Origin of the sequence: Paenibacillus gorillae, assembly GCF_000513275.1 — a bacterium.
Classification (GTDB): domain Bacteria; phylum Bacillota; class Bacilli; order Paenibacillales; family Paenibacillaceae; genus Pristimantibacillus; species Pristimantibacillus gorillae.
Genome location: NZ_CBVJ010000137.1, coordinates 1 through 17,599, shown reverse-complemented (window position 1 = coordinate 17,599; position 17,599 = coordinate 1). Strand labels below are relative to the sequence as shown.

General features: G+C 48.8%; 17 protein-coding genes. 16 read left to right on the top strand and 1 reads right to left on the bottom strand.

The features are described from left to right. The first annotated feature begins 399 nt into the window (after nt 1–399). The 15 genes from TY10_RS26140 to TY10_RS26070 all read left to right on the top strand — a co-directional run bounded on the left by TY10_RS26140 (nt 400) and on the right by TY10_RS26070 (nt 15,652). Entirely contained in the window at nt 400–1,626 is a 1,227-nt protein-coding gene (locus tag TY10_RS26140) for a M24 family metallopeptidase (protein WP_155986055.1), read from the top strand. Between the two features lie 15 nt (nt 1,627–1,641). Next, complete coding sequence (locus TY10_RS26135; RefSeq protein WP_042170482.1) at nt 1,642–2,121, top strand: PH domain-containing protein; 480 nt, start codon at nt 1,642–1,644, stop codon at nt 2,119–2,121. Then, nucleotides 2,114–3,616, top strand: coding sequence for a PH domain-containing protein (locus tag TY10_RS26130; RefSeq protein ID WP_042170480.1), 1,503 nt, complete (start codon nt 2,114–2,116; stop codon nt 3,614–3,616). Before TY10_RS26135 ends, TY10_RS26130 begins: the two co-directional genes overlap by 8 nt. Before the next feature lie 429 nt (nt 3,617–4,045). Then, nucleotides 4,046–4,441 carry a GntR family transcriptional regulator gene (locus TY10_RS26125; protein WP_042170476.1) on the top strand — a complete coding sequence of 132 codons (396 nt, stop codon included), beginning with the start codon at nt 4,046–4,048 and terminating at the stop codon, nt 4,439–4,441. Between the two features lie 5 nt (nt 4,442–4,446). After that, complete coding sequence (locus tag TY10_RS26120) at nt 4,447–5,553, top strand: DUF1648 domain-containing protein (RefSeq protein ID WP_042170474.1); 1,107 nt, start codon at nt 4,447–4,449, stop codon at nt 5,551–5,553. Between the two features lie 50 nt (nt 5,554–5,603). Next, a complete protein-coding gene (locus TY10_RS26115) occupies nt 5,604–5,813 on the top strand; it encodes a PLD nuclease N-terminal domain-containing protein (RefSeq protein WP_238328030.1) in 210 nt (69 codons plus the stop codon). Next, nucleotides 5,813–6,730, top strand: coding sequence for an ABC transporter ATP-binding protein (locus TY10_RS26110; protein WP_042170473.1), 918 nt, complete (start codon nt 5,813–5,815; stop codon nt 6,728–6,730). Before TY10_RS26115 ends, TY10_RS26110 begins: the two co-directional genes overlap by 1 nt. Beyond that, entirely contained in the window at nt 6,727–7,500 is a 774-nt protein-coding gene (locus tag TY10_RS26105; protein ID WP_042170469.1) for an ABC transporter permease, read from the top strand. Before TY10_RS26110 ends, TY10_RS26105 begins: the two co-directional genes overlap by 4 nt. A gap of 115 nt (nt 7,501–7,615) precedes the next feature. Next, entirely contained in the window at nt 7,616–7,996 is a 381-nt protein-coding gene (locus tag TY10_RS26100) for a hypothetical protein (RefSeq protein ID WP_042170466.1), read from the top strand. 151 nt (nt 7,997–8,147) lie between these two features. Further along, entirely contained in the window at nt 8,148–8,435 is a 288-nt protein-coding gene (gatC, locus tag TY10_RS26095; protein ID WP_042170463.1) for an Asp-tRNA(Asn)/Glu-tRNA(Gln) amidotransferase subunit GatC, read from the top strand. A 32-nt stretch (nt 8,436–8,467) separates the two neighbouring features. Beyond that, entirely contained in the window at nt 8,468–9,928 is a 1,461-nt protein-coding gene (gatA, locus tag TY10_RS26090) for an Asp-tRNA(Asn)/Glu-tRNA(Gln) amidotransferase subunit GatA (RefSeq protein WP_042170460.1), read from the top strand. A 13-nt stretch (nt 9,929–9,941) separates the two neighbouring features. Next, a complete protein-coding gene (gene gatB / locus TY10_RS26085) occupies nt 9,942–11,381 on the top strand; it encodes an Asp-tRNA(Asn)/Glu-tRNA(Gln) amidotransferase subunit GatB (protein WP_042170458.1) in 1,440 nt (479 codons plus the stop codon). Between the two features lie 182 nt (nt 11,382–11,563). Next, nucleotides 11,564–13,312 carry a DUF6677 family protein gene (locus TY10_RS26080; protein ID WP_042170455.1) on the top strand — a complete coding sequence of 583 codons (1,749 nt, stop codon included), beginning with the start codon at nt 11,564–11,566 and terminating at the stop codon, nt 13,310–13,312. A gap of 47 nt (nt 13,313–13,359) precedes the next feature. Beyond that, nucleotides 13,360–13,812: a peroxide-responsive transcriptional repressor PerR gene (gene perR, locus TY10_RS26075; protein ID WP_042170453.1), complete on the top strand. Its 453-nt coding sequence runs from the start codon at nt 13,360–13,362 to the stop codon at nt 13,810–13,812. A 106-nt stretch (nt 13,813–13,918) separates the two neighbouring features. Beyond that, nucleotides 13,919–15,652 carry a glycosyl hydrolase family 18 protein gene (locus TY10_RS26070; protein WP_042170451.1) on the top strand — a complete coding sequence of 578 codons (1,734 nt, stop codon included), beginning with the start codon at nt 13,919–13,921 and terminating at the stop codon, nt 15,650–15,652. 83 nt (nt 15,653–15,735) lie between these two features. On the opposite strand, the gene TY10_RS26065 is transcribed toward TY10_RS26070, so the two are convergent. After that, nucleotides 15,736–16,086: a DUF2614 family zinc ribbon-containing protein gene (locus TY10_RS26065; protein WP_042170448.1), complete on the bottom strand. Its 351-nt coding sequence runs from the start codon at nt 16,084–16,086 to the stop codon at nt 15,736–15,738. Nucleotides 16,087–16,240: 154 nt separating this feature from the next. Here TY10_RS26065 and TY10_RS26060 point away from each other — a divergent pair, with 154 nt between their 5' ends. After that, on the top strand, nt 16,241–17,107 hold the full coding sequence (locus TY10_RS26060; protein WP_042170445.1) for a nucleotidyltransferase-like protein: 867 nt from the start codon (nt 16,241–16,243) through the stop codon (nt 17,105–17,107). The last annotated feature ends 492 nt before the right edge of the window (nt 17,108–17,599 follow it).

Sequence of the window (17,599 nt, the reverse complement as noted above, 5' to 3'; positions counted from 1 at the left end):
GGCAGCGACCTCAATTAACCACCCTTGAGCGAACCTACCTTCGCTAATCAGCGAAGATGATTCGCTGTAGTTCCAGTCATCTTCAATTACGAAGGTAATTCGCTATTTATTTAGCTATATCGCTCCACTCCGCTCCGTCCCGTTGTAGTTGTAGTTCCCCTCCATTAACGAATCAGATCCGCTCTACAGCGAACCTATTTTCGCTACTCCGCCTCATTCCTGACCTTGTACGGCCTAGAGCGAACTAAATTTCGCTAAGCTTTGAAGTTAGGTTCACTTTCAAGGAAGAGGCTTATAGAAGGTTGACGAAGCGGAGGATTATTGATGTAATAAGCGTAAGCTCCCTGATCGTTTTTACAAGTAAAACGGGAGTATTCATTGCGCTTTGGAGCTGAGAAAATGATGAATCAATTACAGGATGTCCCTTCTTCTGTTGCTTTTGAGCGAATATCCCGCTTACAGGGAGAACTTCAGTCGGGCGGCATGGACGGCATGCTGTTAACTCAAAATATCGATTTATACTATTTTACAGGTTCTATGCAGACGGGATATGCGTTCATTCCTGTACAGGGAGAACCAGTCTTCTACGTTAAAAGAAGCGTAGAGCGCGCCAAGCAAGAAACCGGAGTTACCGTTAAAGAACTGGGTGCTTTTCGGCAATTTAGGGAGACACTTGCACGTGATTATCCCAAATTGTTCGGTTCGGGTCAAAACTTGCGAATTGCTGCCGATCTTGATGTCTTGCCTGCGCAAACTTACTTGAAGCTGGCAGAGCTGCTGGCTAGCCCGGATGGCAATGTGAAGCTGCTGGATGGATCCGCTTCGATTCGTAAGCTTAGAATGATCAAGTCGGAGTTGGAAGTAGAGCGAATCGAAGCGGCTGCAAAAGCGGTAGACGAGGCGCTGACGGAATCGCTGAACGACTTGCATGAGGGAATGTCAGAGCTATCTTGGATAGCTCGAATTGAATATGAATTGCGGATACGCGGGCATATCGGCCTCATGCGGATGCGCGGCTACAATCAGGAGATCGCAACCGGTATGCTGATTGCAGGAGCGGCGGCAGCAATGCCGAGTTATTTTGACGGTCCCGCAGGCGGCTTGGGGTTAGGGGCAGCATCCCCGCAAAGCGTCAGCCGCAGCCTCATCCGGCGAAACGAACCGATCTTGCTTGATATCGGCTGCTGTATCGACGGCTATATTATTGATCAGACGAGAACGGCCGTTATCGGAGAGCTTCAGGAGAAGCTGGCCTTCGCTTACGAGACATCGGAGGCGATTTTGCGCGAGGCGGAGAAACGAATGATACCCGGCACCGTATGTTCGGCGTTGTATACGCATTCGCTGGAGCAAGCGCTGTCAGCTGGTTTGTCTGCTCATTTCATGGGCTATGGGGCCGATCAGGCCAAGTTTCTCGGGCATGGAATCGGACTGGAGATTGATGAATGGCCGGTGCTGGCGAAAGGCTTCGATATGCCGCTGCAGCCCGGAATGGTTATCGCCGTAGAGCCTAAATTTACGTTTCCGGGACAAGGCGTAGTAGGTATCGAGAACAGTTATCTGATAACTAATGAATCTCCCCGGCCGCTAACACGTACTAAAGAGGAATTAATTAAATTGCCCTAGAGGAGTGCTGCCGGGATGAATCGTCCATTAAGCAGAAGATTGGACCAAGATTATATTACCGTGTACCGCATCAGTTCATTAATTACCCACGCGGTCGGCTATGCGCTGATCATTGCGTATACGGCATTGGCCGCGTCCAACCAGTGGACGTTCCTTCCGGCCTGGATCGCACTCTCTGTTGTGACGTTGTCAGCCGTTTGGTTTACCTGGTTCATTCCATTATGGAAGTACCGCAGCTTCCAGTATGAATTGTTTGATGTGGAGCTGGAACTGGCTTCCGGCATTATTTTCAAAAAAAATGTGCTCATTCCAATGGTTCGAGTTCAACATGTGGAGCTGGAAAGCGGTCCGCTTATGCGAAAATATAAGCTGGCCAGCGTCAAGGTGGTAACGGCAGCTACGACTCACGAGATTAGCGGCCTGAAGCAGGATGAAGCTTCTCAGCTGAAGCAGCAGATAGGGCTGCTTGCGAAGGTGGATGATCAGGATGATTGACCGCCGTAAGCTGCATCCGGTTTATATGCTGTTTGCTCTGCTGCAGACTGTCAAAGGACTGCTCCCTGTCATAATTATTACATTGCTGAGGGGAACAAAGCTTTCCCAATTGAATCCCTATTGGTATATCGGAATTGGGGGCGTTATCCTGCTGCTTCTGGTTTACGGTTACTATGATTGGCGCAAATTCAGTTATGTGCTGGAGCATGATCGTATCGTCATCCATAAAGGTGTATTATTTCGCGATGAGAAAACGATCTATTTCTCGCGCATCCATTCCGTTAATGTAGAACAGCCATTAATTCAGCGTCTATTAGGCGTCGCTCAGTTGAATATTGAAACGCCCGGCGGGAATAAGAAGGCAGAAGGCGTATTGTCGGCTTTGTCGGCAAAAGATGCGGAGAAGCTTCGGACACAACTGCTTGGAAGCAGTGGTAAGGCTGCCGTAACAGAAGCGGCACAAACTGCTGATGCTTCTCCCGAAGCCGCAACACATCTGTTATCGGAGACTGCAAAAGAAAAGCTGTCAACTGGTGTGCCGGCAGAAGAGGGGGCCCGTTACCGTTTGAAGGGCGGGCAATTGCTCATGGCGGGACTGACATCAATGAACTTCGGACTCGTAGTGGCTTTCGTTGCCGGATTGATTTCGTTCGCAGATGATTTTATCCGGTTCATTGTGCCTGATCATTTTTATGAAAATATCGCACAGGAGTCAAAAAGCCTCATGGGTGACTATTTGAGCCTTATATTGGTTGCTGTCGGCGCTCTTTTGCTGGCGTGGCTCCTTTCAAGCATACTCTTTCTCGTTAAGTTTGCGGGCTTTGAGGTTCGTATGGAAGGGAAAAGGGTAGCGGTATCCTACGGTCTGCTGGATAAAAAAACGCATGTATTCGATCCCCGTAAAGTGCAGGCGGTCATCATTGAGGAAAACTTGCTGCAGCAAATGGCCGGCTATGCCAAAATTAAATTGCAGGTCATATCTTCAGATAAAAACGAACGGCTCGTCCTTCATCCGTTCATTGCGATTGGGAAGCTTCAAGAGGTGCTAGGCAGTTATGTGCCGCACCTGAAGGTGCAAGAAGCGGATAACCCAGCTCCAAAACGGGCTCTTCTCTATTATATGAGAGGTGAATTGATCATTGCCGCGATCTTCAGTGCTGTCTTGATCTTCCTGTTCAAGGGTCCCGGACTGTTATCGCTGGTGCTGCTGCCAATCGTCGCTTATTGGTGCTGGGCTCGCTATAAGACGGCCGGAATAGGGCTTGAAAACGGTCAACTGACATTGCGTAAACGATATTTGTCCCGGATCACTTACTACATCCGCAGGCCTCAAATCGTCGTCATGAATGTGAGACGAACGAGGTGGCAGCAGCGGAAGCGGCTTTACTCGTTATCTGTGAATGCTTTGGGAAGCGAACAGGAATACAGTGTAAGTTGTTTGGATCAGGCTGCCGTTGAACCCGTATGGGAATGGTATAGCCGGGATCGAAAATAAAGAAATGGCGGTGCTTGGGAGATTATCCCGGGTACCGCCATTTTTTGTTTTCTGCATCAAAATGTAAAAGTGCAGGTTGTAAGACGGTTTATGAGCGATTTATCGCAGCAAAATGCAAATATACAGGTTGATTTGCCAAAATGGCGTCTAGAAGGCGGAAAAGGCGGATTTCAAATGTATTTTTGCATTTTGATAGCGATTTTGGGCTTTTTGAGGCCCATCAAAATGTACATTTGCATTTTAATTTGTGCATACAGCTCAAGACGCAAGTACAAACGAGAGACTGGATGACCCGTTAAGGGACAGCATCTTCCGAAGGAAAGATTACTGTGTATGAGCCCAAATTTAGCAGATCATCTTGCAGTAAAAAGACATCTGTTATATTATATATATAACAGATGTAACAATAAGAGCAAAAGAGGCGCCAATATGATGATTGAGTTGGATTTGCAATCAGAGATTCCTATTTATACGCAGCTTATGGATCAGATCATCGAGGGAATTGCCAGCGGAAGACTGGAGCCGGGCGAGTCGCTCCCTTCAGTAAGAAGCTTGGCTTCCGATATCGGGATCAATTTGCATACGGTCAACAAAGCTTACACCCTGCTCAAGCAGGAAGGCTTTATCCAGATTCACCGCAAGAAGGGCGTCATTGTCGTGCAAAAGGAAGAGATGCCGCAGTTGACGGAGCAATATTTAGCGAAGCTGAGCCAGCAATTAAGACCAGTCATTGCAGAATCGCTATGCCGGGGATTAAGCCAGGAGCAGCTGACCGAAATCATCACCCGGCTTTACAACGACATTCAATCACAAAATAAGGAGTGACAGGTATGCAGAATTTCATCATTTTTATGCTGGCAGCTTACGTGCCCTTGAACATCGTTATGATTCTATCGCCTTTTCTCGCTAAAAGATCGATTCGATTTGGTGTTGCTATTCCAGAGCCTTACCTGAAGGATGCGAGCCTTGAGGCTGCCAGAAAAAATTACTTGCAATGGTCCGTAGTCGTCTCAATAGCGGGACTGCTTCTCTATATCGCTTTGCAGCCATGGCTGGGTGAGACACGCTTTGCAGTTGCGCTGCTGACCAGTATATTGTTATCACTGCTGGGCCACTCCTTTTTGTATGTACGCAGCTACAGCCGGGTAAAGAAGCTGAAAGCGGATAAAGGCTGGGAAGTTCAGGCGCCGCCGGCACAGAAAGTCGTCGTGGATATGTCCTTCCACAAACAGAAAACAAGATACTCGAATGCATGGTTTTTGCTTCATTTCGCAATAGTAGCGGGAACTGCTATTTACTTGGCAATTAATTACGACTCGATTCCGGAGCAGATGGCGACACATTTTAATCTTCAAGGTGTAGCCGACGGCTTCTCAGCCAAAAGCTTAGCGACTGTCTTTGACCTAAGCGTCATTCAATTGATTATGATCGGGATGTTCATGGGGATTAATTGGCAAATCGCGGTAACCAAACAGCAGATTGATCCGGCTAATCCGGAAGTATCGCGCCGCAACAGCATTAAGTTCCGCAGATTAAGCTCGCTATTGATGATCAGTATGGGATTGTTGATCGTCGTCTTGTTCTCCCTATTGAAGCTAGCCAGCGTATTGGAAGCGGGCAGCCGTTTTATCGGAGCGAGTACCACGTCGTTTATGATTATTCTTTTTGTTACGATTGCCATTTTTATTGGCTTAATGATTCGCGCGAAAAAAACAACGTTCTCCCATGAAACGACTGTTCTTCCGATGGATGCCGATCAGCATTGGAAGCTGGGTACTATTTATTACAATAAGTCTGACCCGGCGCTGTTTGTCGAGAAAAGGCATGGCATCGGTTATACGATTAATATGGGAAGTCCGCTGAGCTGGCTTATCGTCGTTGGGTTGCTTTTATTCACCGGACTCATTATTTACCTCTCCAGCTTTGCTGCAAACTAAAGACCTCACATACTAAATAAGAATCTAAGAGATATAAGGGGAGCATAAGAATGAATGAATCGACGATGGAACTGAGTAAGCTTTTGCCGATCATTGCCCCGTTTTTCGTCATACAGCTCATATTGGTTATTGTTGCATTGGTGGCGCTCGCTAAGACGGGCCGGACGAGAGGGCCGAAATGGCTCTGGGTGCTGCTTATTGTATTTGTAAATATTATTGGTCCTGTACTGTTCTTTGTAATCGGCAGGAGGAATGATTGATGAGCGCTTTGCTAAAAGCCGAACAATTGACCAAAGCCTTTGGATCTACGCAGGCGGTTGCGGATATCAGCTTTGATATTGCGCCTGGCCGTTGTACGGCGCTTCTTGGTCCGAACGGGGCTGGAAAAACAACGACAATTCGCATGCTGGCAGGGTTATTGCAGCCTACAGGCGGGAAGCTGAGCTATGCGGGATTGAAGCCTGGACAAAGTCCTAATTCGCTGCTTGGATACCTTCCGCAATCCCCTTCCTTTTACGGCTGGATGACCGGCCGCGAATATGCGGTCTATGCTGGCCGTCTATGCGGCTTGTCTGCGGCTGAAGCAAAGAGTCAAGCAGATTCGCTGCTGGAGAGGGTAGGTCTCTCTGCCGCAGCCAAACGTCCGATCAGCGGTTATTCCGGGGGAATGAAGCAGCGGCTGGGTTTAGCGCAAGCACTAGTTCATAGACCGAGGCTGCTCATTCTGGATGAGCCGGTATCGGCACTCGATCCGCTAGGACGTCATGAGGTGCTAATGCTGCTGCGGGAATTGAAGCAAGAGACAACGGTGCTGTTCTCCACGCATGTGCTGCATGACGCTGAACAGCTATGCGATGACGTTATTATTATCCGGAACGGTGAAATGGCTCTTCAAGGCTCTTTAGAGGAGATCAGGAACAACCATCGTATGTCCGTCATCACGCTGCATACCGAAGGAGATATTCGATCCATGCAATGGTGCATGGCATATCAGAGTGGAGCCTATGTGAAGGAGCTGCGCAGAATTGAGAAGGGAATGGAGCTTGTCGTAACCGATATGGAATTGGCCAGAGGGGAGCTGCTGAGGCAGCTTGCTAAGGATGAGATTCGAGTGACGAAGCTGGAGTTCGGGCATTCAACGCTGGAAGAGCTGTTTATGAAGGTGGTGTCTGAATGAGTCAATGGACGATTATTTGGCGGAAGGAGCTGCTGGAGCTTGCCCGCAGCTATAAGCTGCTATGGCTTCCATTAGTGTTTCTTTTACTGGGGGTAAGCCAGCCGATTATGACTTATTTTTTACCTGATATTCTAGCAAATGCAGGGAACCTTCCAGAGGGTACGGTGATAGAGATGCCAAAGCCTCAGGGCGGCGAAGTGCTTGCACAGACCCTACAGCAGTATGGCATGATCGGAAGCTTAATCGTTGCTCTGGGCTTTATGGGAGCGGTATCGGGCGAGAGATCCTCCGGGGCAGCTTCTATGATTCTCGTAAAGCCCGTCTCCCGGGCAGCTTATTTGTTAGCCAAATGGACGGCGATGCTTGCGCTTGTATGGGGATCATTAGCCGTTGGCTACTTGGGAGCATGGTATTATACCTCGCTGCTCATCGGAGAAGTGGATGCGATACGCGCTATACAAGCGCTGCTTGTATTCGCGCTCTGGCTGTCGGTTATCGGCACGTTGACGATAGCGGCGAGCGTATGGCTTCGAAGCGGAGCGGCGGCAGCTTTTTCCGCGTTGGGACTTGCCCTTCTGCTTTCCTTGACGGCATCGTTTTTGCCAAGAGCGCTAGCCTGGAGTCCAGGGCAATTGCCGGGCCTCGCAAGCGGTTTTCTTCTGGAGTCCATGCCAGAAGCGGCCGGTATGATAATTGCCGCAGGAGCTGTATTAACGGCAGCCGTCTTATATGCAGCTGTGTGGCGGATGCGAAGAATGGAGCTTCCTTAGAAGCTCTATAAACAGGTGATAATCTTAACTTCTATTACTCTATTGGACATGGCTATTATTTTTTAGTAGGATAATAGTTATAATTACCGGCTGATAGAGACTGGAGTGAAAGACGATGCTGAAATTAGGGTCAAAGGTCGTCATAATCGCCGACCAATATGAACAAAATCTTCCCGTAGGGGAATATGGCTATATAATCGCTTACGACCGCAACGCCGACAATGTGTTTGACTACGTATTGCGCGTGCCGGCAGCAAACCGCAATTTTCTAATTCCGGATGAGGATGTCGAACTGGAAGAAGTGCTCATTCAGGAGGAAGTGGACCGCGTGGAGCGGGAGGCGTTGATCGATTATGCGCTTGCCACTTATAATGAAGAGCTGTTCAACCGGATTGTCAAAGGCGAGGAAGCGCAGGTTGAGGTGGAAAGCACAAGCAGCGAGAGCCAGAGCAAGGAAGATTTCATCCGGCAGGTTAACCTGAAGGCATGGATTTAATGAGGTACGCTCCTTCCGATCTATCGGGGGGAGCTTTTGTTTGTCGTCATTTTTTGCAAAAGAGACCTGCACGACTACTTTGTGAAAATGCGAATCTAAGCTATAATGGGAAGAATGAAGTGAAGGATGGAAAGGGAGGATTATGCATTCCATGAGCATAACGTTGAAAGATGTCGAACATGTAGCCAACCTGGCGCGATTGGAGCTGTCCGAGCAAGAGAAGGAGCAGTTCACCGGCCAGCTTAATGCAATTCTGAAATATGCGGAAAAGCTGAACAGCCTGGATACCGAAGGCGTAGCGGCAACAAGCCATGTTCTGCCTATCACGAATGTGATGCGCGAAGATGTGACGAAAGAGTCGCTGCCAATTGAGAAAGTGCTGCTTAACGCACCTGATGAAGAAGACGGCCAGATTAAAGTTCCGGCTGTATTGGAATAAAGAGCTTGGTTAATTGAAGGGAGGAGCTGCAGTTGGCACTGTTTGATCTGCGCCTGCAGGACGTACATAACAAACTGAATGACAAAGAAATTCAAGTATCCGAACTGGTGGATGCTTCTTACCGCCGCATTGCGGAGACGGATTCTTCCATTAAAGCATTTATTACGCTCGATGAGGAGAACGCACGTCGTCAAGCTGCGGAGCTGGATAAGCAGCTTCAGGACGGCACGGAGCGGGGTCTGCTGTTCGGACTTCCGGCTGGCATTAAGGACAATATCGTAACAGAAGGGCTGCTCACGACCTGTGCGAGCCAATTTCTGAGCAACTATAACCCGATCTATGATGCGACAACAGTTGCAAAGCTGAAATCGGCTCAATCGGTGACGATTGGCAAGCTGAACATGGATGAATTCGCGATGGGCGGCTCGAATGAAAACTCAAGCTTCTATCCGACACGCAATCCTTGGAATACTGATTATGTACCAGGCGGCTCCAGCGGCGGCTCTGCAGCATCGGTTGCTGCCGGCCAAGTGTATTTCTCACTCGGCTCGGATACGGGCGGTTCAATTCGCCAGCCTGCTGCTTATTGCGGCATCGTGGGCTTGAAGCCAACCTACGGCCTCGTATCGCGTTATGGTCTCGTAGCATTCGCCTCGTCGCTGGACCAAATCGGGCCGCTGACGAAAAACGTCGAAGATTCTGCTTATGTTCTGCAAGCCATTGCAGGTTACGACGGCAAAGATTCCACGTCTGCTAATGTAAGCATTCCTGACTACACCAGCGCTTTGACAGGCGATGTGAAAGGTCTGCGAATCGGCGTAGCGAAGGAATATTTGGGCGAAGGCATTGATCCTGAAGTGAAGGAAGCGGTTCTGAACGCGCTGAAAGTATATGAAAGCCTGGGCGCAACCTGGGAGGAAGTATCGCTGCCGCATACCGAATATGCGATCGCGACCTATTATTTGCTGGCTTCGTCGGAGGCTTCCTCCAACCTGGCCCGTTTCGACGGCGTTCGATATGGCGTGCGCGCCGACAATCCGGACAACCTGATCGATCTTTACCGCAAGTCCCGCAGCCAAGGCTTCGGACCGGAAGTAAAACGTCGTATTATGCTTGGCACGTATGCGCTTAGCTCCGGCTACTATGACGCTTATTACTTGAAAGCGCAAAAAGTACGGACGTTGATCAAGCAAGACTTTGATCAAGTATTCAGCAAGTTTGACGTCATTATGGGGCCAACAGCTCCAACGACAGCTTTCCGTATCGGGGAGCAGGTTGGCGATCCGCTGACGATGTACTTGAACGATATTTGTACGATCCCAGTCAGCCTTGCCGGCGTTCCGGCAATCAGCATTCCTTGCGGCAGCTCGAACGGCCTGCCAATCGGTCTGCAAATTATCGGTAAAGCCTTCGACGAATCGACCGTATTGCGCGCAGCGCACGCGTTCGAGCAGAACACCGAATTCCACCGCGGCCGTCCGCAGCTGGGATGAGAGGAGAATAACGATGTCTGAAGCGAATAAATACGAAACAGTAGTCGGACTTGAGGTTCACGTCGAGCTGCATACGAATAGTAAAATCTTCTGCGGCTGCTCGACTGCTTTTGGCGCTCCGGCTAACACCCATACATGTCCGGTATGCCTTGGACATCCCGGCGTTCTGCCGGTGTTGAACAAGCAAGCCGTAGAATATGCAATGAAAGCGGCTATGGCGCTGAACTGCCAAATTGCCGACATCAGCAAATTCGACCGTAAAAACTATTTCTACCCGGATTCCCCAAAGGCATACCAAATCTCGCAATTTGATCAGCCGATCGGAGAACATGGCTGGATCGATATTGAGGTTAATGGAGAGACGAAACGTATTGGCATTACCCGTCTGCATCTGGAAGAAGACGCAGGCAAGCTGACGCACGTTGACGGCGGCTACGCCTCGCTCGTCGATTTCAACCGTGTCGGCACGCCGCTCGTTGAGATCGTATCTGAGCCGGACATCCGTACACCAGAGGAAGCGAAAGCTTACCTGGAGAAGCTGAAAGCGATTATGCTGTATTGCGAAGTGTCGGATGTGAAGATGGAAGAAGGCAGCCTTCGCTGCGACGCAAACATCAGCCTTCGTCCATATGGACAAGAAAAGCTCGGAACGCGTGCCGAGTTGAAAAACATGAACTCCTTCCGCGGCGTTCAACGCGGCTTGGAGCATGAGCAGCTGCGTCAGGCCGAAGTGCTCGACAGCGGTGAGAAGGTAGTGCAGGAGACGCGCCGTTGGGACGAAGCCCAAGGCAAGACGATATCCATGCGTGGTAAAGAAGAGTCGCATGACTATCGCTACTTCCCGGACCCGGATTTGGTACAGCTTCATATTAGCCAAGAGTGGAAGGACCGCGTTCTCGCTTCGATTCCAGAGCTTCCGGATTCCCGCAAAGCTCGTTACACGAACGACTACGGCTTGCCTTCCTATGATGCAGAAGTCATTACATCCTCGAAGAAATTGGCCGATCTGTTCGAAGAGAGCCTTGCGCATACGAAGGATGCAAAAACCGTATCGAACTGGATCATGGGCGACTTGCTCGGATACCTGAACGCCAACAACCAAGAGCTTGCTGATGTATTAATTACCGGTCAAGGCTTGGGAGAAATGATCGGTCTGCTTGAGAAGGGAACGATCAGCAACAAAATCGCTAAAACCGTGTTTAAAGCGATGCTGGAATCCGGCAAGCTGCCGCAGCAAATCGTGGAAGAGCAAGGGCTGGTACAAATTAGCGATGAAGGCGCGATTTTAACGATCGTAGATCAGATCATCCAGGCTAACCCGCAATCGGTAGAAGATTTCCGGGCAGGCAAAGAGAAAGCGATCGGATTCCTTGTCGGTCAGATTATGAAAGAAACGAAAGGCAAAGCAAATCCGGGACTGGTTAATAAGCTGCTCCTTGAGCGGTTGAAATAGACAGCTTCCTCTTTCCCTTTTTATAACAGTGTTCCACCTGGTTAGCGTCGTTCATCGTCATGGTGAACGGCGCTGTTTTTTTTGCTTGGACGGAACGAGTCAGGCAGCTGGGCGTATACAAATATGTTACAATAGGCTCACATAGTAAGGTTGTAGGTTATTAAACATATGGAGGGAGTCCATTGCGTGAGCTCGGAGTAAAACGGCCGAAGAGCCGCCTGTTAGCCGCCGTGCTTGCTTTTATCCTTCCTGGCAGCGGACACTTATACGCGGGGCGTTATGCGCGCGGCTTGCTGATCATGGCTGGTCTTATGCTGGACGTTGCGGCAATCATCCGATTGGCGGACGCAAACGGAGCCAGACATTTGCTGTTTATTGTTTATTTGGCGCTAGCGGTGCCGGTCTTTTATTTCATTAGCGTGTACGATGCTTTGCAATGCGTCGAACGCCCTTCGGAAAAGCCTTCCAGACTGACGATGGCGAGTGGTTTTTTGCTGATGATAGCCGGCCTGCTGCTCGCGCTCCTCATTCGTCCGCCTGCTAATCTCGTTCCTTGGATGAATGAGCTTGCGGATTATTCGGTTGGACCGCTGCTGGCTGTAACGGCTCTGATTCTAATCATTATTTATTTGAAAGGGGCGGTAGATGTGTTTAAGCTAGGCCGCTTCACGTCAGCCGCAATCATTGTAGCAATCGGGGGCTTGCTCTTATCCGACCAATTGCAAAACCGGAATGACATTGCGCTGCTGCTGCACTGGTGGCCCGCAGTTTTCGTATTGCTTGGAGCCGAGATCATTTTGTTCAGTATCTTTAACCGGAACAAAGAGAGAAGGCTGCGCCTTGATTTCGGGGGCGGTCTGCTAGCTGTCATTATTGCAGCAACGGCACTCGTGGTCACGCAATATGCGGAGTTGCCCTTTAAGTGGCTGGATCAATATGTCGAGCTGAAGGGAAGCGCAGATTACGGTGAGGAGAAAGGCTTTCGTTATACAAAAGAGCAGATCGTCATACCGTTAGAAGAGAGCGTTTCCGAAATGACGATTTCGAATCCCAACGGGCACGTAACGCTGCGTTCCGGCGATGTGAACAGCGTTCTTGTGGATACGGAGGTCTGGGTCGATACCGAAGATCAGACGGAAGCTGGACGCATTGCGGAGAAGTCGAAGGTAGACGCCTCGGCTGATTCGTCTAAGCTGACCATTCAAGGGAATGGCGAGCCTTACGGAGCGAGCGGCGGCCGCAAGCCGCGTATTAACTTAATCGTAACTATGCCGCGTGAAGCGACTGAACTAACGCTATCCGTCCATGTGACCAACGGGGAGATTGACGTGGCTGGAGTGTCGGCTGCAGGGGGACTGCGGGTCAATAATGTCAGCGGCGATATCGAAATATCGGATATCCAAGGCAATGTAGAGGCTTCCGGCATCTCCGGGAGCGTGAAGATTTCCGGTATTACAGGATCAGCGAATGCAACAACTAAAAACGGTGCAGTAGATGTATCCTCCGTTTCCGCAGAATTGATCGCAGCAACTATTAACGGCAGCGTGACAGTCAAAGACGCTGGCGGAGCAGTCGAAGCCGAGACGAAGAATGGTAAAATCAGTATTCAGGAGGCGGCCTCATCCGTTAAAGCGGACACGTTGAATGGCGGAATTGAATTATCCAGCTCTGTAATCCGCGGTGATTGGGACGTTGACAGCTCGGTTGGCGAGATCAAGGTCGAAGCTCCGGAAAACGGGGATTTCACGGTATACGGCTCCGTTACGTTCGGCAACATCGACACCGATTTTCCGTTCACCGTTAGTAAAAAAACGGTCAGAGGAACGGTAGGGGCCGGTACCTACCGGATTCAGATCAATGCGACAAACAGTATCTCTATTCATGCAATTGGGCTGCTCGCGAGCAGCGCTTTCATTGACAAATCATTTTGAATGAACGTACAATGGTTTTAACTACTTAGCAGAAAGGCGTGAGGGGAATGGGAGTATCCAGCGTGAGCCAGGCATTGGAACAGTTGAAAATGAATGGCGTCCGTATGACCCCGCAACGTCATGCCATATTGAGTTACTTGATGGATGCGACTTCGCACCCGACAGCGGATGAAATCTATAAAGCGCTGTCACCAAACTTTCCTAGTATGAGCGTGGCGACCATCTATAATAATTTGAGACTGTTTGTTGAAGCAGGCTTGGTTCGTGAATTGACCTACGGCGACGATTCCAGCCGGTTTGATGCCGATCTGTCGGACCACTATCATGCGATTTGCAAGGATTGCGGACAAATCGTCGATTTTCACTATCCGCCTCTTCTCGAAGTGGAACGGGCAGCGTCAAATATCACTGGTTTTGTTGTAGAAGGCCATCGAATGGAAATCTACGGCGTATGTTCGAGCTGTTTAACAAAGCATACACCAGAGACCAGTTTATCTTAATTGTAACTGAATGCTTGCTAACTAACGTGCAAATCGCGGGAACTCCGGCTTTGCACGTTTTTTTATAAGTAAGATAACGAAATAATGATAATGGGAGTGTGAGCAATTGGAAGCGACGTACACTAGGGCGCCGCGCCGCCGAAAGGGCGGGGGTTTTAAGTTTTTGCTGTTTATGTTTGTGGTCGGCATGGTTGCCGTTATCGGCTGGATGCTGTATATGCGGTATATACCGAACAATCAATTGAAGGTGATGGATTATAAAGTAGAGCATCCGATCACGTTCGAGGGAGAAGTGCTGGCGGAAGGAGCCTTAATAGAAAATGATGAAGTAAAGCTTCCATTTTCTATTCTTGGGCATGTGCTTGGATCGGACGAGCTCATTCGTTATGAGTCCGATTCGAAGTCCATTATTATGACGACGGCTGACAAAGTGCTTCATATGAAGACGGACTCATTGACGGCTACCGTTAATCAGAAACCATATAAGCTTGAAATGGCCGCTGAATTGAGTGGAAAAAGCGTATATATCCCGCTTACACCGCTGAAGGAGCTATACGGACTGAAAGCGGAATATGAAGCGGATTCCGGTATGGTTGTATTGCTTAAGGCAGGCGAGAACATTCAATTGGCTAAAGCGGTTGGGAAAAAGGGAGAGGCGATTCGCACAGAGCCGACGATTCGGGCTCCTTATGTGGAGCGAGTGCCGCAAAACGGCAGCGTACGGATATGGGGTGAACGTGACGGCTGGCTCTTCGTGCAAGGTCCGAAAGGACAAGTCGGCTACATGGCCAAGAAGAGTGCTTCATTAACGACCATTGAGACGATTCCTCTGCCGAAGCAAGAGCCTCCTTTTCAAGCATGGAAGGTAATGGGCAGTAAGATTAATCTGGTCTGGGAAGCGGTATACGAGAAGAAGATCGACCCTGCTAAGATCAATGACATGCAAGGTGTTAATGTCGTAAGTCCAACGTGGTTCGAGTTAAAGGACGGCAAGGGAACGATAAAAGCAAAAGCTGACCCTGCCTATGTACGTTGGGCACATAATCAAGGTATGCAGGTATGGGCGTTATTCAGCAATGGATTCGAACCGGAGCGGACGACGCAAGCACTCGCAAGCGTGGAAACGCGGTTCTCGATGATTCAGCAGCTGTTAGCCTTTTCCCAGCTATATGATCTGCAAGGCATTAATATTGATTTTGAAAATGTAAAAACGTCGGATAAAGCTAATCTGGTGCAATTTGTCCGCGAAATGACACCATTGCTGCATGAGCAGGGACTAGTTGTCTCTATTGACGTTACGCCTAAATCAAACAGTGAAATGTGGTCATTGTTTCTAGACCGGGCTTCGCTGGGCAAGGTTGTCGACTATATGATGGTTATGGCCTATGACGAGCATTGGGCATCGAGTCCGAAGGCCGGTTCAGTTGCCTCAATTGGGTGGACGGAGAGCTCGATTGTACGTATTTTGGAGGAAGATGGTGTTCCAGCCAGCAAGCTTGTGCTAAGCATGCCGCTCTATACTCGCATTTGGACTGAGAAAACGGATAGCATCGGAGCTAAGAAAGTCAGCTCGAAAGCCGTTGGAATGGAGCGGGTAAAGGAAATTGTAGCGGCTAAAAAGCTGAAGCCTGTATTTGATAAGAACGCAGGGCAGCATTATGTGGAATATAAAGAGGATGATGCGCTGCAACGCATATGGATTGAGGATGAGGTTTCCATTCAGTCCAGAATAGGGCTTGTCCGAAAATATGACTTGGCAGGCGCTGCTTCCTGGCAACGAGCATTTCAAACCCCTTCGATTTGGAAAACAATTGACGAAGCAATCAGCAAACGGCCATAATTCATGTTTATAAAATAGAAACACCCCCTTCGCCTGATAAATCCGGTGAAGGGGGTGTTTGCCTTTCGGCTTTTCAAAGCGTGTTATTCTGCAGGAGCATGTGTGGCTTGCGCCGGGTCGAGTGTGAGGATCGTTTTGCAATACATGCAGCGATCTGTTTTGCCGAGCATTTTGGTCTGACGGCTGCATTCCGGACATTGGAGCATCGTGGCGCTTGTAGACATCATACCGGCCCAGAAATAAACGATGACACTGATTAGCAGTGAAAACATGCCGATAACCATAAAGATAGCAGCAATGATCCTGCCTATTTGCCCCCACCAGATGATGCCTCCGGTGCCAACAATCATGACACCCATGCCTACTAAAGTGAAGACGAGACCCCACAAACGAAACTCATTAATTTTGGCTGATTTGAAAAAAAACTTGTTCACGTTTTCCAATCCTCTCCATGACAATATACATATTAGAATTAGGACGGTTTTCTTACTGAGGAAGCAGGAAACTGGACCTGCCTTGTCGAAAAAGATATACCCATAGACTATTATTATAGCGGAATCCTCTTGGATAAGCTATATGGAGGCAGAAGTGAAACATATCATAAAGCATTTCACGCAAACTTTTCGCTCGCAGCCTGATGTCATCAGTCTTGCCGCTATCGAGAATCCATATCCATACAACCCCTTTATTGAAGGTTTGGACTTATTACTGCTGGTCATCAGAGAGCGCAATGGCGCCGCCGGAACCGAGCACATGCGGTTTGACGGGGAACGTATCTTAATTCGTACGATTGACTCGGACAGCATGCAGCAATGGATTTCCAGTGGAGAGCAGCGCAATTTGATTGAGTGGATTGTTCGGGGGGAGATCGTGTTGGATCGCGAGGGCTATCTGATGAATATTCGCGAACGCTTAATGTTATTTCCGGATACGATGAAGGAGCAGAAGCTGTTAATTGAGTTTACCGGCTTTTTGCGCACGTATCTGCAGGCGAAGCATGAGCTGGAGAACAACAATATATTGGATGCTTACAGCCATGTATTGTCCGCGCTTCATCATTGGGCGCACATTGTACTTATAGAAGAAGGACAACATCCCGAGCTGACGGTATGGCGGCAAATGCGCCTCGTTCATCCGGGTGTGTACAAGCTGTACGAGGAGCTGACCGTCAGCCATGAGACGATTCAGCAGCGTGTTGAATTAGTAATGCTTGCATGCGAGTTTACGGTAATGAACAAAATGAAAGCTTGCTGCACGCTATTGTTTCGGCTTATGGGGGATAGAGAAGAGCCATGGAGCATCCTGGAGCTTCAATTGCATCCTTCTATAGAAGCGTTACATGTTGATCTGTCTTTGCTAGTTCAAAAGCTTGTTAAGCGTTCACTGATCCGGGAGGTCGCTGTCGTGCCGGATAATGGTGATACAGAGGCGCTTGAATTGCGTTATATGATGTAGATAGAATGAAGGATGAGGCTCGTGAGCACCGAAGGTGCTGCGGGCTTTTTTGTTGGGTTTACAGTGCTTTTAAAAAAGTTTTAAAAAAGGCTTGACTCAAATGAAAGTAATATGATAAATTAATACTCGCCGCTTTTGAAACAGGCATTTAAGTTGATCGGCAAGTTGTACGGGGAATCAAGTAATAGCCGTACAAGGGAACAGGTTATGAGGAAATAATGAATACATAATCAGCTTCTGAAAAAAATGTCGAAAGACGAAAAAAAAGCTTGCAATCAGATAGGCAGCTGTGATATATTATAAAAGTCGCCGCTGAGCAAAACGCGGATGACACGCAAAAGAAATTGTTCTTTGAAAACTGAACAACGAGCAAAACTGCCCTTATGAATGGTTCGCCATTCGTAAGAAAAAGCGATAAAACAAGTAATGAGCAATCAACATCCTCGACTTTCAAATAACCGATTTAATCGGTCACTTGAAAGCTCGTATAAT